This window comes from Achromobacter sp. Root83, assembly GCF_001428845.1.
Classification (GTDB): domain Bacteria; phylum Pseudomonadota; class Gammaproteobacteria; order Burkholderiales; family Burkholderiaceae_B; genus Achromobacter.
Genome location: NZ_LMIU01000003.1, coordinates 87,462 through 109,456 on the forward strand (window position 1 = coordinate 87,462; position 21,995 = coordinate 109,456).

Annotated in this window: 18 protein-coding genes and 1 tRNA gene; 13 read left to right on the top strand and 6 right to left on the bottom strand. The window is 63.7% G+C overall.

The window, feature by feature from the left end:
- Positions 1-15: 15 nt before the first annotated feature.
- Positions 16-1,341 carry an ABC transporter substrate-binding protein gene (locus ASE30_RS06620; protein WP_057283509.1) on the bottom strand — a complete coding sequence of 442 codons (1,326 nt, stop codon included), beginning with the start codon at positions 1,339-1,341 and terminating at the stop codon, positions 16-18.
- Between the two features lie 125 nt (positions 1,342-1,466).
- On the bottom strand, positions 1,467-1,886 hold the full coding sequence (locus tag ASE30_RS06625; protein WP_057283510.1) for a FlxA-like family protein: 420 nt from the start codon (positions 1,884-1,886) through the stop codon (positions 1,467-1,469).
- Positions 1,887-2,042: 156 nt separating this feature from the next.
- Between ASE30_RS06625 and ASE30_RS06630 the strand changes: the two genes are divergently transcribed.
- Positions 2,043-3,353: a solute carrier family 23 protein gene (locus tag ASE30_RS06630; RefSeq protein WP_057283511.1), complete on the top strand. Its 1,311-nt coding sequence runs from the start codon at positions 2,043-2,045 to the stop codon at positions 3,351-3,353.
- A 333-nt stretch (positions 3,354-3,686) separates the two neighbouring features.
- Positions 3,687-4,163 (top strand): transcription elongation factor GreA, encoded by a 477-nt coding sequence (greA, locus tag ASE30_RS06635; RefSeq protein WP_025139566.1) that lies wholly within the window; start codon positions 3,687-3,689, stop codon positions 4,161-4,163.
- 130 nt (positions 4,164-4,293) lie between these two features.
- Here the strand turns inward: greA and ASE30_RS06640 are convergent, their stop codons facing one another.
- Positions 4,294-4,896: a YhbY family RNA-binding protein gene (locus ASE30_RS06640; protein ID WP_057283512.1), complete on the bottom strand. Its 603-nt coding sequence runs from the start codon at positions 4,894-4,896 to the stop codon at positions 4,294-4,296.
- 18 nt (positions 4,897-4,914) lie between these two features.
- Here ASE30_RS06640 and ASE30_RS06645 point away from each other — a divergent pair, with 18 nt between their 5' ends.
- The 5 genes from ASE30_RS06645 to ASE30_RS06665 all read left to right on the top strand — a co-directional run bounded on the left by ASE30_RS06645 (position 4,915) and on the right by ASE30_RS06665 (position 10,874).
- Positions 4,915-5,547, top strand: coding sequence for an RlmE family RNA methyltransferase (locus tag ASE30_RS06645; protein ID WP_057283513.1), 633 nt, complete (start codon positions 4,915-4,917; stop codon positions 5,545-5,547).
- 213 nt (positions 5,548-5,760) lie between these two features.
- On the top strand, positions 5,761-7,647 hold the full coding sequence (gene ftsH / locus ASE30_RS06650; RefSeq protein ID WP_057283514.1) for an ATP-dependent zinc metalloprotease FtsH: 1,887 nt from the start codon (positions 5,761-5,763) through the stop codon (positions 7,645-7,647).
- 18 nt (positions 7,648-7,665) lie between these two features.
- Positions 7,666-8,511: a dihydropteroate synthase gene (gene folP, locus ASE30_RS06655; protein ID WP_057283515.1), complete on the top strand. Its 846-nt coding sequence runs from the start codon at positions 7,666-7,668 to the stop codon at positions 8,509-8,511.
- Complete coding sequence (glmM, locus tag ASE30_RS06660; protein WP_057283516.1) at positions 8,508-9,851, top strand: phosphoglucosamine mutase; 1,344 nt, start codon at positions 8,508-8,510, stop codon at positions 9,849-9,851. Before folP ends, glmM begins: the two co-directional genes overlap by 4 nt.
- Positions 9,852-10,067: 216 nt before the next feature.
- Positions 10,068-10,874, top strand: a complete 807-nt coding sequence (locus ASE30_RS06665; RefSeq protein WP_057283517.1) for a GNAT family N-acetyltransferase — start codon at positions 10,068-10,070, stop codon at positions 10,872-10,874.
- Positions 10,875-11,034: 160 nt separating this feature from the next.
- Here the strand turns inward: ASE30_RS06665 and ppx are convergent, their stop codons facing one another.
- Entirely contained in the window at positions 11,035-12,522 is a 1,488-nt protein-coding gene (gene ppx / locus ASE30_RS06670) for an exopolyphosphatase (RefSeq protein ID WP_057283518.1), read from the bottom strand.
- Between the two features lie 218 nt (positions 12,523-12,740).
- Between ppx and ppk1 the strand changes: the two genes are divergently transcribed.
- From ppk1 to pstB, 5 genes are all read left to right on the top strand, one after another.
- Complete coding sequence (gene ppk1 / locus ASE30_RS06675; RefSeq protein ID WP_057283519.1) at positions 12,741-14,816, top strand: polyphosphate kinase 1; 2,076 nt, start codon at positions 12,741-12,743, stop codon at positions 14,814-14,816.
- A 390-nt stretch (positions 14,817-15,206) separates the two neighbouring features.
- Entirely contained in the window at positions 15,207-16,247 is a 1,041-nt protein-coding gene (pstS, locus tag ASE30_RS06680) for a phosphate ABC transporter substrate-binding protein PstS (protein WP_057283520.1), read from the top strand.
- Between the two features lie 152 nt (positions 16,248-16,399).
- The gene (gene pstC / locus ASE30_RS06685) at positions 16,400-17,416 is read left to right on the top strand and encodes a phosphate ABC transporter permease subunit PstC (protein ID WP_057283521.1); all 1,017 of its coding nucleotides are present in this window, start codon (positions 16,400-16,402) and stop codon (positions 17,414-17,416) included.
- Positions 17,417-17,442: 26 nt separating this feature from the next.
- Positions 17,443-18,297 (top strand): phosphate ABC transporter permease PstA, encoded by an 855-nt coding sequence (gene pstA, locus ASE30_RS06690; protein WP_082601474.1) that lies wholly within the window; start codon positions 17,443-17,445, stop codon positions 18,295-18,297.
- Between the two features lie 48 nt (positions 18,298-18,345).
- Entirely contained in the window at positions 18,346-19,122 is a 777-nt protein-coding gene (gene pstB, locus ASE30_RS06695) for a phosphate ABC transporter ATP-binding protein PstB (protein ID WP_006221056.1), read from the top strand.
- 62 nt (positions 19,123-19,184) lie between these two features.
- On the opposite strand, the gene ASE30_RS06700 is transcribed toward pstB, so the two are convergent.
- On the bottom strand, positions 19,185-20,537 hold the full coding sequence (locus ASE30_RS06700; protein WP_057283522.1) for an aromatic acid/H+ symport family MFS transporter: 1,353 nt from the start codon (positions 20,535-20,537) through the stop codon (positions 19,185-19,187).
- Between the two features lie 206 nt (positions 20,538-20,743).
- Here ASE30_RS06700 and ASE30_RS06705 point away from each other — a divergent pair.
- A tRNA-Pro gene (locus ASE30_RS06705) sits at positions 20,744-20,820 on the top strand.
- Between the two features lie 131 nt (positions 20,821-20,951).
- Here the strand turns inward: ASE30_RS06705 and ASE30_RS06710 are convergent.
- Positions 20,952-21,590: a hypothetical protein gene (locus ASE30_RS06710; RefSeq protein ID WP_200964401.1), complete on the bottom strand. Its 639-nt coding sequence runs from the start codon at positions 21,588-21,590 to the stop codon at positions 20,952-20,954.
- Positions 21,591-21,995 lie beyond the last annotated feature (405 nt).

The window sequence follows — 21,995 nt, forward strand, 5'->3', positions numbered from 1 at the left end:
CGCGAGTCTTGCCGTTTAGAGCGCCGAGGCCTGTTTGGCCAGCTTTACAGCTTCTTCGTAGTTGGCGCGGGCGCGGCCATTCCACTCGCCCTCGAGCTGAGTGATCTGCTGGTTCACGGCGGCGTCCTTCTTGTTGCCGGCGAAGATCGCCAGGAAGGCCGGGTCCGCCGCCTTCTTGCCGTCGACCAGCGGAGCCCAGGCCAGCGTGCGGGCACGGTCCAGCAGTTCCGCGGCGGGACCGCTCTTGGCCTTGTCGCCCAGCTTGGCTTCGGCGTCGTAGATGGCCTTGGTGGCGGCCTGCAGTTCCTTCAGGCGGAACGTGACGGTCTGGTCATACAGCGACTGCACGACGTAATAGCGCGTCTGGGACAGGTCGGCGTCGAACTGGACCTTGCTGCGCTTGGCGATTTCGGCCGGGTCGGGATAGCCGGGCGGGATCTTCCCGGCCAGGGCAGAGTAGGGTAGTACCGGCAGACGCGAGATCTTGGGTTCCAGCAGCAGTTCCTGGCCTGCCTGGCTCAGCGTGAAGGCGATGAACTTCTTGCCTTCCTCGGTGTTCTTCGCGCCTTCGATCAGCGCGATGTTGGCCGGCACGATGGCGGTTTCGGACGGGTAGACAAATTCGACCGGGAACTTGGAGTACTTGCTGGACAGGCCGAAGAAGTCGATGACCGGACCGGCGCCGAACTGCCCGTTGTTCACGCCGTCCGGCACGCCGAAGGAGCGTTCGGTGACGGCGCTGCTGTTGCCCGACATGCGCAGCAGCGTGCGCCAGCCTTCGTCCCAGCCTTCGCCCTGCAGGATGGTCTCGACCGTCAGGTGCATCGTGCCCGAACGCGACGGCGAGGTGATGCCCACGTGGCCGAACCACTTGGGCGACAGCAGATCCTTCCATTCCACCGGCGCGGGAATCTTGTGCGCCGCGATGTAGCGCGTGTTGTAGATGATGCCGTAGCCGGCGAGCGCCTGGCCCAGGTACATGCCGCCGGGATCGTTGATGGGGTAGTTGCCGATCTTGTCGGGCACGTTCTTGTTCGCCACGTCGGACGACTTGGCCAGCAGCTTGTCGCGGCCCAGCACCTCGAAGGCGTCGGGCGCGCTGGCCCAGAACACTTCGGGTCGCTGGCCCGCCGGCGTCTCGCGCACGAAGGCAATGCCGGACACCGTGTTCTTGTTCAGGATCTCCAGCGTGATGCCGGGGTTGGCCTTTTCAAACGCGGTCTTGTAAGCCTGGGTCAGGTCCTTGGGGAACGACGTGATCACCGTGACGGTGCCGGCCAGGGCGGGCGCCGTGCAGACGGCCAGCAGCGCCCCGGCAAGGGCTGTGCGCATTGCGTGCATGGTTTGTCTCCGTGGTATTAGATTTGTCTGGAGACAGTACCGGGTGGTCCGCTAGGCGTCCAATCAGAAATTTTGATGCGCGCCATCAGCGCGGACGCCGCGAACGGGGCGTCCGTGCGCGCGGTTTACGCGGTGGCGGACACGCCGCCCTGCGCCGCGCGGGCCTGCTGCGCCAACACCTGCGCGATCTGCCCCTGGATCTGCACCGCCTGGGCATTGAGCGCCATCACTTGCTGCGCCTTCATTTCGGCCGACATGCCGCTGGCCTTGACCTTGGCGATCTGGTCCATGATCCGCTTGAGCTGCTTCTGCAATTCCTTGATCTGGCGGGTGTATTCGTCGTCGTTGTCCGACGCTTCGGGGGCTTCGGCGCTGGCGACTTTCATGCCGGCCGGATTGTTGATGCGGACTTTGCCGTCGGCGGACACCGAGACCGCCTCCTGGCCCGAGGCATTCCGGGCTTCCTTGTTGGCTTGGATCTTCTCTGCCCAGAGGTCGGCAAGGCTGCCGATCCGGGAGGTGCCGCTGATGGAATTGATCGCCATGGGATGCTCCTGGGTCCTCGGTGGATTTCGGGGTTTCCACTAATACGGCAGGTTCATCGGGAAACTTAAACATTGCCGCCTGTTCATGGCCCCCTTTACACTGGCGCCCGCTCGCAGTCTGAAACCTCCGTTCGTATCACATTCCCCGGGGAATCCATGTCCAATTCCTATTTTCCGCGCTGGCGCCTGGCGGACGACGCCGAGCCTGGCGTCATCATCGCGCCCGACGAAAGGCTGTCCTGGCCCAAGAACGTGGCCATGGGCGCCCAGCATGTGGTGGCAATGTTCGGCTCGACCGTCCTGGCCCCGCTGCTGATGGGCTTCGACCCGAATGTCGCCATCCTGATGTCAGGCATCGGCACGCTGATCTTCTTTCTGTTCGTGGGCGGGCGGGTGCCCAGTTATCTGGGATCCAGCTTCGCTTTCATCGGCGGGGTGATCGCGGTGACCGGCTATGCGGGCGCGGGCGCCAATGCCAATATCGGCGTGGCGCTGGGCGCCATCATTGCCTGCGGCCTGGCTTACACCCTGATCGGCGCGATCGTCTGGATCGTCAACGCGCGCGCCGGCGGCGGCGCAAACTGGATCGATGCCCTGATGCCGCCCGTCGTGACGGGCGCGGTGGTCGCAGTGATCGGCCTGAATCTGGCGCCCATCGCGGCCAAGGGCGCAATGGGCGCCTCGGGCTTCGACAGCGTCATGGCCATGGTCACCATCGTGTGCGTGGGCGGCATCGCCGTGTACACCCGCGGGATGGTGCAGCGCCTGCTGATCCTGGTGGGGCTGATCCTGGCCTGCGTGGTGTACGCGGTGCTGGCCAACGGCATGGGCCTCGGTAAACCCATCGATTTCTCGGCCGTCTCGGCGGCCGCCTGGATCGGCCTGCCGCAATTCGCCGCCCCCGTCTTCAAGGCGGAAGCCATGGGCCTGATCGTTCCGGTCGCCATCATCCTGGTGGCCGAAAACCTGGGCCACGTGAAGGCCGTCAGCGCCATGACCGGCCAGGATCTGGACCGCTACCTGGGCCGCGCCTTCGTGGGCGACGGGGTCGCCACAATGGTGTCCGGCGCCGTGGGCGGCACGGGCGTTACGACCTATGCCGAAAACATCGGCGTGATGGCGGTCACCCGCATTTACTCGACGCTGGTTTTTGTCGTGGCCGCGCTGATCGCAATCGTCCTGGGCTTTTCGCCCAAGTTCGGCGCGCTGATTCAGACGATTCCCGCGCCTGTGCTGGGCGGCATGTCGGTGGTGGTGTTTGGATTGATCGCCATCGCCGGGGCCCGCATCTGGGTGGTCAACCAGGTGGATTTCAGCGACAACCGCAATCTCATCGTGGCCGCCGTCACCCTGGTGCTGGGGGCGGGCGACTTCACCGTCAAGCTCGGCAACTTCCAACTGGGCGGCATCGGCACCGCCACGTTCGGGGCCATCATCCTGTATGCCTTGCTGCGCCGCAGAAAATAAGGGCGCAATCCGGCCGGGGCGCGCGGCACGCCTTGGCCGGACCCGGCGGAAATCCATGATGCCGCCGCGCACATAACGTCAAATGACCGGTTTTAGCGGGTTACAGAGGCGAAATGCGCCGAAAACGACGTTTTCTCCGGTGGCTTGCAATTCCCGTCGACTTTGACCACAATATGACCTTGATTGCCCCGGTTCCGACCCGAGCCGGGGTTTTGTTTTGGTCGTCCGCGCCGCCCGTCGCCTGCAAGCATCCGACGGCAAGCGCGCCAGTGCTGCGACCTTCACCGAGAACGCTCCTTCGGGGCGTTTTTCTACTTTTGTTTGGGAAACGACATGTCTGCCATTCCTTTGACCGTGCGCGGGGCCGAGCGCTTGCAAGAAGAGCTCCAGCGGCTGAAAACCGTGGAACGTCCTGCCGTGATTAACGCCATCGCTGAGGCGCGCGCGCAGGGTGATCTGTCGGAAAACGCCGAATACGACGCTGCTCGCGAGCGCCAAGGCTTTATCGAGGGCCGGATTGCCGAACTTGAAGGCACGCTTTCCAATGCCCACCTGATCGACCCTTCCTCCCTGGAAGCCGAAGGCCGCGCCGTGTTTGGCGCCACCGTCGACATCGAGGACCTGGATTCGGGCGATCGCGTCACTTATCAAATCGTCGGCGACGTCGAAGCCGACATCAAGTCGAATCTGATCTCCGTGTCCAGCCCCGTGGCGCGCGCATTGATCGGCAAGAGCGAAGGCGATGTCGTCGAGGTCAAGGCCCCGGCTGGCGTTCGCGAATATGAAGTCCTGGGCGTGCGTTACATCTGACGCAAACGTCTCAAGCGGTAAAACTATCAAAACACCATAGCCCGAACCCTGCGTTCGTCTGAATTCCGCGGTACATTGCGGATCGCTATGGTGGGCCGGGCGCGTAAGGCGCCCGTTTTTGTGCCTGGCCTTACCTTTTCGACGACTTGCGGCTGGTGCCGCTGCGTGCTCCGGCCCGCAAGCTGAGCGCACTGCCCGCGCGGCGGGGAATGCCATGGCCGCCCGAGGTTGCGCGCTTGTTGCTGGGACGCATGGGCTTGCCGTTCTTGTTGAGCTCGTCCTGGGGCACGTAGCGCGTCTTTGCCGGCTTGGGCTCTTCGGATTCGCTGCGGCGCGGACGCTTCGACAGCGACTTGCCTTCGGCGGCCAGCTTTTTGGGCGTGTAGGGCTCCGAGGTGCGGCGCTTTGCGGGGCGCTCGGGCTCTATGGCGGCCAGTGCGGCGGGCTTGATGTTGCCGGCCAGCGGGCGGAAAAGAATCAGGGTCTTGCCCAGGTGGTGGACGGGCGCGCAGGATAGCGTGTCGCAGATGCTGGACAGCATGGCATCGCGGGCTTCGCGGTCGTCGCCGCCGGCACGGACCTTGATGAGGCCGTGCGAAGACAGTGCAAGGTCGATTTCCTTGAGCACGGCTTCAGTGAGGCCATTGTCGCCAATCAGGACGACGGGGCGCAGAGGGTGAGCGGCGGACCGAAGGTCGCTGCGCTCACGAGAGGTAAGTTCTAATATAGGCATGCGTGGAATTGTACGGTAATGGCCAAGAATAAATTCTCTAAAGACTGGATTCACCAGCACATCAACGATCCCTATGTGAAGCTGGCGCAACAGAAGGGCTATCGCGCCCGCGCCGCTTTCAAGCTGATCGAGATCCTGGACACCGAAAAGCTGATGCGCCGGGGAGACCTGGTCATTGACCTGGGTTCGGCGCCCGGCAGTTGGTCCCAAGTGGCGCGCGAGCGCCTGGCCGGGCCTGGCGGGGTCGTGGATGGACGCATTATCGCGCTGGACCTGCTTCCAATGGAACCCGTCGCGGGCGTCGAGTTCATCCAGGGCGACTTCCGCGACGATGATGTTCTGCAACAATTGGAAGACATGGTCGGCGAGCGCGCGGTGGACCTTGTTATTTCCGACATGGCCCCCAACTTGTCAGGCGTGGGTATTGCCGATTCCGCGCGCATCCAGCATGTGTGCGAGCTGGCAATGGAATTTTCCTGCGCCCATCTGAAGCCCAACGGGGCGCTGATCGTCAAGGCCTTCCACGGCAGCGGTTTCTCGCAGATCGTGCAGTCCTTCAAACAGCGCTTCAAGCGGGTGGTCGAGCGCAAGCCAAAGGCATCCAGGGATAAATCCTCTGAAACCTTTCTGGTGGCGCGCGATCTGAAGTAACCCTGGCCCAGGGCATGTTGCCCGGGGCCCGGAAAAACCATCGCCTGCCGAGACAACGACCAGAAAACTAAAGAATCAAATGTAATTAAATGGGCCCCACGGCTGCCAGGACGCAAACGGTCCGACAGGGTAGAATGGGCTATTGACATACTTGTGACTGTGCCATACGCGGGTGCGCAGTCGCCGGTCGGAATCGAAAGCAGGAGATCGACCTTGAATAATTCATTTTCCAAAGTCGCTGTCTGGATGGTGATAGCCCTTGTGCTGTTCACCGTTTTCAAACAGTTCGACGGACGCGCTCAAACCCAGGACGGCGTGACCTACACGCAGTTCATGGACGACGCCAAGGCGGGACGTATCCGCAAGGTCGACGTTCAAGGTGACGTGCTGTACGTCACCCCTGACGCGGGCCGCGCCTATACGCTGACTTCTCCCGGCGACCTCTGGATGGTTTCCGATCTGCTGAAGTTCGGCGTGCAGGTGTCGGGCAAGCCGCGCGAAGAGCAGTCGCTGCTGATGAGCATCTTCGTGTCGTGGTTCCCCATGCTGCTGCTGATCGGCGTCTGGGTGTTCTTCATGCGCCAGATGCAGGGCGGGGGCAAAGGCGGCGCGTTCAGCTTCGGCAAATCGCGCGCCCGGATGCTCGACGAAAACACCAACCAGATCACGTTCGCCGATGTTGCCGGCTGCGACGAAGCCAAGGAAGACGTCCAGGAACTGGTCGATTTCCTGCGCGACCCCAGCAAGTTCCAGAAGCTGGGCGGCCGTATCCCGCGCGGCGTGCTGATGGTCGGCTCGCCCGGTACCGGCAAGACGCTGCTGGCCAAGGCAATCGCCGGCGAAGCCAAGGTGCCGTTCTTCAGCATCTCGGGTTCGGACTTCGTTGAAATGTTCGTCGGCGTGGGCGCGGCCCGTGTCCGCGACATGTTCGAAAACGCCAAAAAGCACGCTCCCTGCATCATCTTCATCGACGAAATCGATGCGGTGGGCCGCCAGCGCGGCGCCGGCCTGGGCGGCGGTAACGACGAACGCGAACAGACCCTGAACCAGATGCTGGTGGAAATGGACGGCTTCGAATCCGGCCAGGGCGTGATCGTCATCGCCGCGACCAACCGTCCCGACGTGCTGGATCCGGCGCTGCTGCGTCCGGGCCGTTTCGACCGGCAGGTCGTTGTGCCGCTGCCCGATATCCGCGGCCGCGAGCAGATCCTGAAGGTCCACATGCGCAAGGTTCCGCTGTCGCCCAACGTCGACGCGACCATTCTTGCGCGTGGCTGCCCCGGCTTTTCGGGCGCCGACCTGGCCAACCTGGTCAACGAAGCCGCGCTGTTCGCCGCCCGCCGCAATGGCCGCACCGTGGATATGTCCGACTTTGAAAAGGCCAAGGACAAGATCATCATGGGCGCCGAGCGCCGTTCCATCGTGATGCCCGAAGAGGAACGCAAGAACACCGCGTACCACGAATCCGGCCACGCGATCGTTGCCCGCCTGCTGCCCAAGACCGACCCTGTCCACAAGGTCACCATCATCCCGCGCGGCCGTGCGCTGGGCGTGACGATGCAGCTTCCCGAAACCGACCGCTACAGCATGGACAAGGGCCGTCTGCTGTCCACCATCGCCGTGCTGTTTGGCGGCCGCATCGCCGAAGAACTGTTCATGGACCAGATGACGACGGGCGCCTCGAATGACTTCGAACGCGCCACCGCCATCGCCCGTGACATCGTCACCCGCTACGGCATGACCGACGAGCTGGGCCCCATGGTTTACGCCGAAAACGAAGGCGAGGTCTTCCTGGGCCGCAGCGTCACCAAGACGACGCACATGTCCGAAGCCACCATGCAGAAGGTGGACACCGAGATCCGCCGCATCATCGACGAGCAGTACGGCGTTGCGCGCAAGATCCTGGAAGACAACCGCGACAAGGTCGAAGTCATGACCGCCGCGCTGCTGGAATGGGAAACCATCGACGCCGACCAGATCAACGACATCATCGAGGGCCGCCCCCCGCGTCCCCCGAAGACGCCTCAAGGCCCGTCGGATACGTCCGATACGCCGCCGACCGGCCTGGCCACGGGTGGCAGCACGGCAGCCGCGGTCTGAGGTTCTTCGTTCTGGTTTATGGCAAATAACTTTCTTTGCGGGCGCTTCGAGTTTGATCTCGAGCGCCCGCTTGTCATGGGCATCGTCAATGTCACGCCGGATTCCTTTTCCGACGGCGGCCTGCACGGCGATACCGATTCCGCGGTGGCGCATGCGCGCCAATTGATCCAGGAAGGGGCCAAGATCCTGGATCTGGGCGGCGAGTCCACGCGCCCGGGGGCCGACCCCGTATCCGTGGCGGACGAACTTGCCCGGCTGTTGCCCGTGGTGGAGGCGTTGCGCGATTGCGGCGTGCCGCTGTCCATCGATACCTTCAAGCCGGAAGTCATGCGCGCCACGCTGGACGCCGGCGCCGACATGATCAACGATGTCTACGGCTTCAGGCAGCCGGGCGCGATCGAGGCCGTAGCCCAATCGCGTTGCGGCCTGTGTGTCATGCATATGAAGGGCGAGCCCCGCACCATGCAGGCTGCACCACCCGAATACACCGACCTGATCGGTGAAATCGGACTATTCCTGGGGGCGCGCGCGCAGAAGCTGCGCGCGGCCTGGATCGATCCTCGCCGTATCGTGCTTGACCCGGGCTTTGGCTTTGGCAAGACCGGCGACCAGAACTTTCAATTGCTGCGCCGGCTGTCCAGCCTGCGCAGCACCGGTTATCCATTGCTGATCGGCTTGTCGCGCAAAAACATGATCGGTCAGGCCACCGGCCGGCCCGTCGGCGACAGGCTGCCCGGCAGCATTGCCGCCGCCCTTGCCTGCGTAGCGCGTGGCGCCTCCATCGTGCGAGTGCACGATGTTGCCGCCACGGTGGATGCGCTTAAGGTATGGCAGGCGGCTGAACAAGGAGTTATCAGTTCATGATTCGACGCAAGTATTTCGGTACCGATGGGGTGCGTGGTGAAGTAGGCGGTCCGGTGATCAACGCCGAATTCGCCTTGCGCCTGGGTTATGCGGCGGGCCGCGTGCTGGCGCGCGAGCACGCCGTGCGCGGCGCAAGCCGTCCGCAGGTGGTGATCGGCAAAGACACCCGGATCTCGGGCTATATGCTGGAGTCCGCCTTGGAAGCCGGCCTGTCGGCCGCGGGCATCGACGTGCTGCTGGCCGGCCCGATTCCCACGCCGGCCGTGGCCTACCTGACCCGTGCCCTGCGCCTGGTGGCCGGCATCGTGATCAGCGCGTCGCACAATCCCTACCAGGACAACGGCATCAAGTTCTTCTCGGCGCAGGGCATGAAGCTGCCTGACGACATCGAGGCCGACATCGAAGCCGCGCTGGACGAGCCGCTGGGTTGCGTCAGCTCGGAAGGGCTGGGCCGCGCGCGCCGCATGAGCGATGCCCAGGGCCGTTATATCGAATTCTGCAAAAGTACGTTCCCCAACGATCTGGACCTGAACGGCATGAAGATCGTGGTGGACGCTGCTCACGGCGCCGCCTACAACATCGCGCCGCATGTGTTCCGCGAGCTGGGCGCCGAGGTCCACGCGATCGGCGTGCACCCGGACGGCTTCAACATCAACAAGGGCGTGGGTGCGCTGCATCCCGAACTGCTGGCCAAGGAAGTGAAGGCCCGCGGCGCGCAGTTGGGCGTGGCGCTGGACGGCGACGCCGACCGCCTGCAGATGGTGGACGGGGACGGCCGTATCTACAACGGCGACGAACTCATGTACGCCATCGTGCGCGAACGCATGCAGCGCGGCAAGGTCAATGGCGTGGTGGGCACGCTGATGACCAATTTCGGCTTCGAGCGCGAAATGAAGCGTCTGGGCGTGGGGTTCGAGCGCGCCAACGTGGGCGACCGCTATGTGCTGGAGCAGATGCAGTCGCGCGGCTGGCTGTACGGCGGCGAGAGCTCCGGCCATCTGCTCTGCCTGGACTGCCATTCGACCGGAGACGGCATCGTGGCGGCCTTGCAGGTCTTGACCGCGCTACGCCGCAATTCGGTGCCGCTGGCCGATTGGGTAAGCGACCTGCGCATGTATCCGCAGACGATGATCAATGTGCCGCTGACGCCCGGCCAGGACTGGAAGACGCACGCCGGGCTGACCGCCGCGCGCCAGGCGGTCGAGGCCGAACTGGACGGCCGCGGCCGGATTCTCATCCGGGCCTCCGGCACCGAACCCAAGCTGCGGCTGATGGTTGAGGCCGAAGATGAGGCCCTGGCGACAAGTTCTGCTGAAAAGCTTGCGGCAAGCCTGGGGTAAACCCTGGGTTTTCGATTTAATATGAAGGCCACGCGTCGGGTATCGATGCGTGGCCTTCGTTTTGCATGGATGGTATTGGTCTGTAAGGTTTTGTCGATATTGGCGGAAAGTGAATCGATCCGCCCCGATCTAAACTTCATAGTCACGTAACATATTGGTCAAGTCTTTGACATACAGGGCGTCCACACTGGCTGGACTCTCTAGGAGCTTCGCGCAATGCTGGAACTAGCACGCATCAACCCGAGCCGTACTCCCACAGAACCTTGGACGGGCGCTGCCCCGAAGGTGCTGGCGGTAGGCCTGGCGCGCACGGCCGAAGAAATCGAGCAGATCCAACGCCTCCGTTACGACGTCTTCACGGAAGACATGGGCGTGGTCTTTCCCGACGCCCAGGACGGCGTCGACCACGATCGCTTCGACCCGTTCTGCGAACACCTCATGGTCCGCGAGATCGACACGGACCGCGTGGTCGGAACCTACCGGATCCTGACCCCGGAGAAAGCGCGGGAGGCGGGCGGGTACTACTCGCAGTCCGAATTCGACCTGTCCGGCCTGGGCGCCATCCGCGACGAACTCGTGGAAGTCGGCCGCTCCTGCACGCACGCCGACTACCGCGGCGGCGCCGTCATCATGCTGCTGTGGTCCGGCCTGGCCGAGTATCTGCGCCGGGGCGGCTATGAATATGTGCTGGGTTGCGCCAGCGTGAGCCTGCGCGACGACGGTGTCACCGCCGCCGAAGTGTGGCGCACCATCTCGAAGCAATTGCCCCGGGCCGGTGAGCCCCACGTTGCGCCGCTGCACCGCTATCCGGTCGAAAAGCTCAACAGCGCCTTGCCGGCGCGGGTTCCGCCGCTGATCAAGGGCTATCTGAAGCTGGGCGCGAAAGTCTGTGGCGAACCCGCATGGGACCCTGATTTCAACGCCGCCGATTTCCCGGTGCTGCTCAAGATGGACCGCATGGATGAGCGCTATCGCCGCCATTTCGGCCTGGATCAGCCCGCCGCCGTCACCGGCCAGCGCTGAACATCATGCGCCGCCTGTTCCGCCGGATGACAATCAGACTGATACGGCGGGCTACAAGGCCTTTGCGCATGGAGCTCAGGCAGCTCGAGCGCGAAACCGATCTGTCGCCGTTTTAATTCGCAGGCAGGCAAGGGGCAAGCCCTTTGCCTGCCTTGTTTCGTCAGAACTCCAGCAGTTCGAACGAAAAGCCCACCTTGTTCCATTCCGCTTCTTCGGCGCGCAGCGTGAAGTCGCTCAGGGGGTGCTCGGCCAGCCATTCGCGGTTGACGCGCACCACGATGGAGTTCTCGCGCACCGAGGCGGTCAGCGGCAGCGGTTCGATTTCGCCGCGGCGGCGGAACAGCAGCACGGCCAGGCGCAGGCTCAAAATGGCTTTCCATTGCGCACGGCTGCGGGTCAAGGGTTCCAGCTTGCTCAGCTTGCCCTGATGCCCCAGCGCCAGCAGCGCCAGCAATTGCTGATCCGCGCGCGAAAAACCCGGCATGTCGGCGTTTTCCAGCACGTAGGCAGTGTGCTTGTGATACGCGTTGTGGGCGATGGACAGGCCCACTTCGTGCAGATCGGCTGCCCAGCCCACTGCGGGCCGAAGTTCGGCGCGTTCCGGACCGTCCGCGATCATGGCGTCGAACAGACTCAGCGCGGCGTGGCGCACGCGGCGGGCCTGGTTGGGATCGACGTGGTAACGCTTCATGAACTGGCGCACGGATTCGTCGCGCTTGTCATGTTCGTCGTCGCGGCCAAGCAGGTCATACAGCACGCCCAGGCGCAGGGCGCCGTCGCCGGTGTGCATGACGTCGATGCCCAGCTCGTCGAAGAGCGCGCTCATGATGGCCAGGCCGCCAGGCAGCACGTCGGAACGTTCGACCTTGATGCCGGGCAGCTCGGACGGAATGACGCGGCCGGAGCGCACGATGCGGTCTTTCAGCTTGGACAGGCCCGCGCGTGTGATGCCCCGGTCGGAATAGCCGCCCTCGGTCAGGATGGCGAACAGCGCCTTGGCGGTGCCGGAAGATCCGTAGGCTTCTTTCCAGCCCATCTTGCGGTACTGCTTGGCAATGACTTCGATTTCGCGGCGGGCGGCCAGTTCGGCCTGCTTCATCTGGTGGGCATCCACCACGCCGTCCGAGAAGAACTGGCGGCTGTAGCTGACGCAACCCATGTAAAGCGATGACATCAGGCCAGGTTCATGGCCCTTGCCGATGATGACCTCGGTGGACCCGCCGCCAATGTCGATCACCAGCCGCTTGTTGGGAGACGGGGGCAGGGTGTGGACCACGCCCGAGAAAATCAGACGGGCTTCTTCGCGGCCGGCGATGACTTCGATGGGAAAGCCCAGCGCGGCTTCGGCCCGGGGCAGGAAGTCGCGGGTGTTGCGGGCAACGCGGAACGTATTGGTTGCGACCGCCCGGACCCGGTTGGGATGGAAGCTGCGCAGGCGGTCGCCGAATCGCTCCAGCACCGCGATGGCCCGGTCGATGGCGTCATCGCCAAGCCGTTTTTCTGCGTCCAGGCCGGCGGCGAGCCGGACGGTTTCCTTGAGGCGGTCGATCTGATAGATCTGTGGCGTACCGTCCTGTTGAACGATGCGTCCGATGGAGAGGCGGAAGCTGTTGGACCCGAGGTCCACCGCGGCCAGAAGTTGATCCATGCGGCTCGTGATATTGGCTGAGAGGTGCCCTGATTATAGATACCCCATATGACAACGCCCCAGACTTCGGGTTTTCGCTTATGGAACAGGGGCTTGGGCGAATCACGGCGATATGCTGCATGTCCCTTCTTTGGCGTACGCTACGGTTTTGGCGTTGTCATAGAACCGTCACTATTTTGCAGTAAAACTCCACGCTCTCCCTTCGTATGGAATCCGGTATGACCACACGCCCGCCTGGCGAGCCCTTGCTCCTGAATCGCGAGTTGTCGCTGCTCAAATTCAACGAACGCGTGCTGGCGATGGCGGAGAATCCGAAGACGCCCTTGCTGGAGCGTTTACGCTATGTGTGCATTGTCAGTTCCAATCTGGACGAATTCTTCGAGATCCGGATATCCAGCCTGAAAGAGCAGCAGCGCCAGTCGCCCAACCTGGTCGGGCCCGATGGCCTGACGCCGGACCAGGCGTTTGAAAGCGTCCAGCAGGCCGTGCATGAGCTGGTCGGACGCCAGTACAACCTGCTCAATGACGAAATCCTGCCGGCCATGCACGCCGAAGGCATCACGCTGCATCACGCGTCCGAATGGAACCCACAGCAGCAGGAGTGGGCGCGCGACGTGTTCCACCGCGATGTGATGCCGCTGCTGACCCCGATCGGGCTGGATCCGGCGCACCCGTTCCCCCGCGTCTACAACAAAAGCCTGAACTTCATCGTCTCGCTGTCGGGGGCCGACGCGTTCGGCCGCCAGGCGTCCATCGCCATCGTGCAGGCCCCCCGGGCCTTGCCGCGCCTGATCAAGATGCCGTCGGAGCTCTCCGGCCAGCCGGAAGGCTACATCCTGCTGACGTCCTTGCTGCGCGCCTTCGTGGGCGAGCTGTTCCCGGGCCTGGAGATGCTGGGCTGCTACCAGTGGCGGGTGACGCGCAACAGCGACCTGTTCGTGGACGAGGAAGAAGTCACCAACCTGCGCCACGCGCTGCAAGGCGAACTGTCTCAGCGCAATTTCGGCGCCGCCGTGCGCCTCGAGATCGACAAGCTGACACCCGTCGAACTGGAAACCTTCCTGCAGCGCGAGTTCTCGCTCAAGCCGGACGACACCTACCGGGTGCCCGGGCCGGTCAATCTGTCGCGCCTGATGCAGCTATGCGATTCGGCCGCGCGCCCGGACCTGCTGTTCTCCAACTACCGCGCGCCCGTGCCGGCGCCGTTCGACCGCGTCGGAGACAAGCCGGCCGACCTGTTCGAGGCCGTCGCCGAACAGGACCGCCTGCTGCACCACCCTTATCAGTCGTTCCAGCCGGTCATCGACTTCCTGACCGCCGCGGCGCTCGATCCCGACGTGATGGCCATCAAGCAGACCATCTACCGCACCGGCGAGGACTCCGAGCTGATGAAGATCCTGCTGGCCGCCGCGCGCGCCGGCAAGGAAGTGACGGTGGTGGTGGAACTGATGGCGCGCTTCGACGAGCAGACCAACATCAACTGGGCCTCCAAGCTCGAGGAAGTGGGCGCGCACGTCGTCTACGGGGTGGTGGCGCACAAGACGCACGCCAAGATGGCGGTGGTATTGCGCCGCGAAAAAGGGCGCTTGCGCCGTTACGCCCACCTTGGCACGGGCAATTACCATCCGCGCACGGCGCGTCTCTACACGGATTTCGGGCTTCTGACGGCGGATCCGAAGCTGTGCGAGGACATGGACAAGGTGTTCGCGCAACTGACCGGGCTGGGCGCTCGCCGTTCCCTCAAGGCCTTGATGCAGTCTCCGTTCACCATGCACGACGGCATGGTGGCGCTGATCCGCGCCGAAGCGCGCGCCGCCAAGGCGGGCAAGCGTTCGCGCATCATGGCCAAGATGAACTCCCTGCTGGAAGAGCAGATCATCGAAGAGCTGTACAAGGCCGGGCAGGCGGGGGTGAAGATCGACCTTATCGTGCGAGGCGTCTGCGCGCTCCGCGCGGGAGTTCCCGGCCTGTCCGAGAACATCCGCGTGCGCTCCATCGTCGGCCGCTTCCTGGAGCATTCCCGGGTCTTCTATTTCTATGCGGATGGCGAAGAGACGGTTTATTTGTCGTCCGCCGACTGGATGGACCGCAATTTCTTCCGCCGCGTGGAAATCTCCTTCCCCATCTACGACAAGACGCTCAAGAAGCGCGTCATAGACGAGGCCTTCACCTACGCGTTGCGCGACAACCAACTGGCCTGGCAACAGCAGCAGGACGGCGACTACGCCCGAGTAAAAAGCCGCCGCGAGCCCTTCAACCTGCACCAGTTCCTGATGCAAAAGCTGGGCGTGTAACCCCACAAGCCACGGCCGCACCGATCTGTCCCCCCGACCCGCCACCGACGCCATTCGAGGCGTTCATCCCCAGGCGGGTCGCAGATCCGTCCCCCGACCCGCCACTAACGCATTCGGGACATCCCCTCCCCAACGAGGGCCGCACGGACTTATCCCCCACCCCACCACCAACGCCATTCGAGGCACCCCCTCCCAATCCAGGCCGCGCGGATCCGGCTCCGCCGGTCCGCCACCGGCGCCCCCTGGGGGGGAAGCGCGTAGCGCTTCGGGGGGGGAATATGACTGTCACTATCCTGTCACGTTGGGCTTCTAAGATGCGAGGGTCGCTGAAAGACAGGCAGTAACCAAAGCCTGCCAAGACTCCTCTTAACGAGCACAGAAGGAACCCAGATGTTCAAACGTGTCTTCAAGCAAGTTTCCGTGGGCGTCGCGCTGAGCGCCGCCGTGTTTGCCGTCCAGGCCGCCAATGTCACCGGCGCCGGCGCATCGTTCCCGTACCCCATCTACGCCAAGTGGGCATCCGACTACAAGGCCGCCACCAACAACGCGGTCAACTACCAGTCCATCGGTTCGGGCGGCGGCCAACAGCAGATCATTGCCAAGACCGTCGACTTTGGCGCCTCGGATGATCCGATGAAGGCAGCCGACCTGGAAAAGCACGGCCTGCTGCAGTTCCCCGCCGTGATCGGCGGCACCGTGGCCGTCGTGAACATCGACGGCGTCGAGCCGGGCAAGCTGAAGCTCTCGGGCAAGGTCCTGGGCGACATCTTCCTGGGCAAGATCAAGAAGTGGGACGACGCCGCCATCAAGGCGCTGAACCCCGACGTCAAGCTGCCCTCGGCCGACATCATCGTCGTGCACCGTTCGGACGGCTCGGGCACCACCTTCGGCTGGACCAACTACCTGTCCAAGGTCTCGCCTGACTGGAAGTCGCAAGTTGGCGAAGGCAAGGCCGTCAAGTGGCCCACCGGCCAAGGCGGCAAGGGCAACGAAGGCGTCGCCGCCTACGTCGGCCAGTTGAAGAACTCGATCGGCTACGTCGAATACGCCTACGCCAAGCAGAACAAGCTGGCCTGGACGCAGTTGCAGAACAAGGACGGCAAGTTCGTCCAGCCCGAGCAGAAGGCATTCGCCGCCGCGGCCGCCAACGCCGACTGGAAGAGCGCGCCTGGCATGGGCGTGGTCCTGACCGACGAACCGGGCGCCGACTCCTGGCCCGTCACCGCCGCCACCTTCATCCTGGTCCACAAGTCGCAAGACAAGCCGGATCAAGGCAAGGCAGTTCTGGACTTCTTCGACTGGACGTTCAAGAACGGCGCCAAGTCGGCCGAAGCCCTGGACTACGTGCCGCTGCCGGAAGCCGTGACCAAGGAGATCCGTGCTGCCTGGGGTGAAGTGAAGTCCGCGGACGGCAAGGCCGTCTGGAAGTAAGGCGGGCATGGCGCGCTGGCGTAGGCATCGCCGACCGCCCAGCGCGCAACCCATAAGACTGGCTGCCCCCGACGCCCGATCTCAGGCTGACGGGGCCGCCTGCAACATGATCCTCCTGTCTTCCCCCCAGATTTCCTAAGGAAAGTCCATCCATGAGCGCGGTAATGGATAATAGTGTGCCGCTTCCGTCCAGCGGGGCGGATTCCGTGACTACCGGCACGCCTTCGCCTATGAAGCAAAACAAAAACGCGCTGATGGATGCGCTGTTCAAGAATCTGACCCGCCTGTTCGCCTTCCTGGTGTTCATTTTGCTGGCGGCGATCCTTATCTCCCTGATCTACGGCAGCCGCGAATCGCTGGCCAAATATGGCCTGTCGTTCCTGTGGCTCAACGATTGGGACCCCGTCAATTCGAATTACGGCGCCGTCGTGCCGATCATCGGCACGCTGCTGACGTCGGCGATCGCGCTGATCATCGCCGTGCCGGTGTCGTTCGGCATCGCCATATTCCTGACCGAGCTGTCGCCGACCTGGCTGCGCCGCCCGCTGGGCACCGCGATCGAAATGCTGGCGGCCATCCCGTCCATCATCTACGGCATGTGGGGCCTGTTCGTCTTCGTTCCCGTGTTCCAGCAATACGTGCAGCCTTTCCTGATCGCCACGCTGGGCAACGTGCCCATCATCGGCGGGCTCTTCGCGGGGCCGCCGTTCGGCATCGGCATCTTCACCGCCGGCCTGATCCTGTCGATCATGATCATCCCGTTCATCGCGGCCGTCATGCGCGATGTGTTCGAACTGGTGCCGGCGATGCTGAAGGAATCGGCCTACGGCCTGGGCAGCACGACCTGGGAAGTGATGTGGCGCGTGGTGCTGCCCTTCACCAAGTCGGGCGTCATCGGCGGCATCATGCTCGGCCTGGGGCGCGCCCTGGGCGAAACCATGGCCGTGACCTTCGTGATCGGCAATGCGTTCAAGTGGTCCGGCTCGCTGTTCTCGCCGGGCAACTCGATCGCCTCGGCGCTCGCCAACGAATTCAATGAGGCAGGCGGCATACAGAAGGCGGCGTTGCTGGAGCTGGGCCTGATCCTGTTCCTGATCACGACGATCGTGCTGGCCCTGGCCAAGACACTACTGGTTCGCCTGTCCGCCGGCGAAGGCAAGAAAACCTGACGCGCCCGGAGCACAAGGAAATAACCATGGCTGAATCCGTCCTCAACATGCAGAACGGCATCTATCGCCGGCGCCGCGCGGTCAACCGCGTCATGCTCGCCGTGTCGATGGGAACGCTGGTGTTCGGCCTGTTCTGGCTGTTCTGGATCATCCTCACGCTGTTGCTGAGGGGCGCGCCCGCGCTGTCGTACACGCTTTTCACCGAAATCACCCCGCCGCCGGGGCAGGGCGGAGGCCTGATCAACGCCATCATCGGCAGCGTGATGATGGCGGGCGTGGGCACGCTGATCGGCACGCCGGTCGGCATCCTGGCCGGCACCTACCTGGCCGAATACGGCCACCGGGGATGGCTGGCGCCCGCCACGCGCTTCCTGAACGATGTGCTGCTGTCGGCCCCCTCCATCATCATCGGCCTCTTCATCTACGCCGTGTACGTGGCGCAGGTGGGGCATTACTCGGGCTGGGCGGGCGCCATCGCGCTGTCCATCCTGGTGATCCCGGTGGTGGTGCGCACGACCGACAACATGCTGCTGCTGGTGCCCAACAGCCTGCGCGAAGCCACGGCGGCGCTGGGATGCCCCAAGTGGCGCATGATCACCCTGGTGTGCTATCGCGCCGCCAAGTCCGGCATCATCACCGGCGTGCTGCTGGCCATCGCCCGGATCTCCGGTGAAACCGCGCCGCTGCTGTTCACCGCACTGTCCAACCAGTTCATGTCGTGGAACATGAATGGCCCGATGGCCAACCTGCCGGTCGTGATCTACCAATACGCCGCCAGCCCGTTCAAGGACTGGAACAACCTGGCCTGGGCCGGTGCCACGCTGATTACGCTGCTTGTGCTGGGCATCAACATCATTGCCCGCAACATGTTCCGCAAGTAAAGATCGCTTTGCCGGCGCGCTGGGCGCGCCGGAGCCAAGGGAAACCAAATGGAAAATACCGCTACCGCCGTCAAGAACAAGATCGAGGTCAAGAACCTGAACTTCTACTACGGCAAGTTCCATGCGATCCGCAATGTGAACATGTCGATCCAGGAGAAGAAGGTCACCGCCTTCATCGGCCCGTCGGGCTGCGGCAAGTCGACGCTGCTGCGCACGTTCAACCGCATGTTCGAGCTGTATCCCGGCCAACGCGCCGAGGGCGAGATCATCCTGGACGGCGAGAACCTGTTGACGGCCAAGACCGACATATCGCTGATCCGCGCCAAGGTCGGCATGGTGTTCCAGAAGCCCACGCCGTTCCCCATGAGCATCTACGACAACATCGCCTTCGGCGTGCGCCTGTTCGAACGCCTGTCCAAGGGCGAGATGGACGAGCGCGTGGAATGGGCGCTGAGCAAGGCGGCGCTCTGGAACGAAGTGAAGGACAAACTGCACCAGAGCGGCAACAGCCTGTCGGGCGGGCAGCAACAGCGCCTGTGCATCGCGCGCGGCGTGGCCATCAAGCCGGAAGTGCTGCTGCTGGACGAGCCCTGCTCGGCGCTGGACCCGATTTCCACCGCCAAGATCGAAGAACTGATCGCCGAACTGAAGAACGACTACACCGTCGTGATCGTGACGCACAACATGCAACAGGCCGCGCGCTGCTCGGACTACACCGCCTACATGTACCTGGGCGAACTCATGGAATTCGGCCAGACCGACCAGATCTTCGTGAAGCCCTCGCGCAAGGAAACCGAAGACTACATCACCGGCCGCTTCGGCTGACCGCAGCCTGATTTTTCGCGGATTTCAAGAACGGCGCGCCTCGATGGCGCGCCGTTTTTTCGTCAGGACCGCTGCAGGGCGGGTTTGGCGTCAGGCTCGCGCGCCGTCCGCGGATTGCCCGCGTAGCGGCCCGGGATCAGCATGACAAAGACCGCCGCCAGCAGCGCCGCGCACGAAAACGCAATGAAGTTCCACGCCAGCGGCAGTTTCAGGCTGGCCAGGTAACCGCCGACGATGGGGCCGCTCATCGCGCCGATACGGGCGAACGACAGCGCCCAGCCGGCCGCGGCGCCGCGCGCATGCGCCGGGTAATAGCCGGTCAGGTAGCCCGTGAGTATCAGCGACGTCGAGATGCTGCCCACGCCGGCCAGCGCCACCCAAAGATAGTTCACCGCCAGCGGGTTATTGAAGGTCAGGCAATAGATACCCGCTCCGCCCGCCAGGAAGAACACCGCCACGATCCTGCGCGGCTCGGTCTTGTCGGCGAACCGGCCCAACACCAGTCCGCCGATGGCGGATGCCAGGCTGAACACCAGCAGGAAGGAAAGGCTTGAGCCCAGGTCATGGCCATTTTTGCGCATGATCTGCGGCAGCCAGGTGCTCAGGCCATACACCAGCATCAGGCCCAGGAACAGCGCGCCCCAGAAGCACAGGGTGGCGCGCAGGTGGCGGGGCGCGAACACCGCCGTCATCACGTCGCGCCAGGTCGCTTTTTCTCCGGCAACCTCGCGCGGCCGGAAGGACTCCAGCGAGGCGATGCCCAGGCGCTGAGCCTGCGCCCGCGCGCCGGCCTCGTCGCCCTTGGACAGCAGGTACTCCAGCGACTCGGGCAGCAACCGCGCCAGCAACGGCACCAGCAGCAAGGGCAGCGCGCCCACCGCGATCACCGAGCGCCACCCCAGTTGGCTGAGCAGAACCATGGCCACGGCCGCGGAGCACAGGATGCCCAACGAATAGCCCGAGTACATCACGCCGTAGTTGAAGCCGCGCTTGGCCGGCGGAGAATATTCGATGGTCAACGCCGCCGCCACGGGAATCAGCCCGCCCAGTCCCAGGCCGCCGATGAAGCGGAACGCGCCGAACCAGGCGGGCGTGGGCGCCCACGCCGCGCCGATCATCGTGACCGAAAACAGGGTCACGCAGCCCAGCAGCATGCGCCGCCGCCCGAACAGGTCGCTCAATGTGCCCACGACGAAGGAGCCCACGAACATGCCCCCCAGCGCGTAGCTGCCCAGCACGCCAAGTTCTATCGACGACAGGTTCCAGTTCTTGTCGTCGGCCAGCGCCGGCAGGACGGCGCCCATGACGCCGACGTCATAGCCTTCGAAGAGGATGGCCAGCCAGCAGACGAACAGCACGGTATAGGTGGTGCGCGCGGGCGTGGCCCAGGCGGACGGAGAGGAGGCGTTTGCCATGTTTTTCCCGATGAGTGTTGTTTACAGGCAAACGGGCAAGGCCGTCGGCCCTCCAGCGGCTATTCATCACTGCGCAAAAACCGTATTTAATTTAGGCTTGAACTATATAGGTGTCAACAAATTGATTGGGAATACCGGACGGCGTGACGCTTCGCCCATTCGGGAGCGGGCCGGGCGGGCGGGATTCTGGTATAGTTGCCACCCTTCGGGGCGTAGCGCAGCCTGGTAGCGCATCTGCTTTGGGAGCAGAGGGTCGTGAGTTCGAATCCCACCGCCCCGACCAATAAAATCAAAGGGTTAGCTCATTAATGAGCTAACCCTTTTGTTTTTGGCGGCAGCAGAGAGAACTGGCCCGGAATACTTGAGTGCGGCGGTGGAGGCGTCCAGGTCGGACCCGCCTCGTTGGCCGGAAGCTCAATAGCAGGGGGGCAGGGGGTAATACCCACAGCGTGGGCGCGCATAGTAGGGCGCCGCGGCGTGCGCAGCCCCTGCGTACCATGCGCTGCGGTAGGCCGTGCGCCGGGCCGCCCCGGCAAACGATAAAGGCGTAAACGGCATGCCGATGATGTCGATGAAGATCGACGCGGGGCCGTCCGCGCCTGTCAGGTCGCCTTCCAGCACGTCCACCGCAAAAACGAGGTTATCGCCTTCGAGCTTGGGCGACTTCAACGTGACGACCGCATCGAGCACCGCCGACCCGTTCTTGCTCAGGACGGAAACGGTAGCGTTGGGCGGGTCAATGGCGAAGCTGTTCGCTCCGTCAGCCCATTCTTCGAGCAAGTGCGCTGTCAGTACATGGCCGGCCGCTCGCACGGGTCTGTCCGCGAACATGATGGAATTCGCCGAAACGCCCGAGAGTACGAGTTTTCCGTCTGCCAATTGGGCGCCGCGTGAGTTGAGCACGATGAGTGCGGGTTCGATCCGGGGCTTGCCGACGCCGATCTGCTTGGCAACTGGCGATGTCATGGCGTTCTGGGCGAAGCTCGCTCCCGCGGCCGACAGGCCGACGCCGCACAGCACCATCGCCGACACCAACAGCTTTTTGATACGCATGGTGTTCATCCTTTGTTCAGGGAAACCGGGAAGTTCGATCAAAGATGTCAGCGATAAGCCCAGCGGCTCGACTGCCAAGGCAAGCGTAGCGAGAGGCCTGGCGGCGGCGCCACTCATTTCACGCCAGATCCCGTTGGGGAAAACGTCAACACCTCTCGGGCCGAACCCGTCGGGCCATCGGACGTGCAGATCTGATCCACTTGCGCCGCCCGGTCCCAGTCGTGATTTCCACCGTCATGGCGCAAAATGAGTGGCGGCGCGTTTCAGTCGTCATTAGTCTCTTCTCCAAGCGATTGCACCTCGGCCCGCATCGCGATGCGTGGCGCCGACATGAACCCAGAAGAACGGGCGGGACAGCTCGTGCGAAGCGCTTTGGCTTCGCATCGAATGGGTGGTGGATCGATC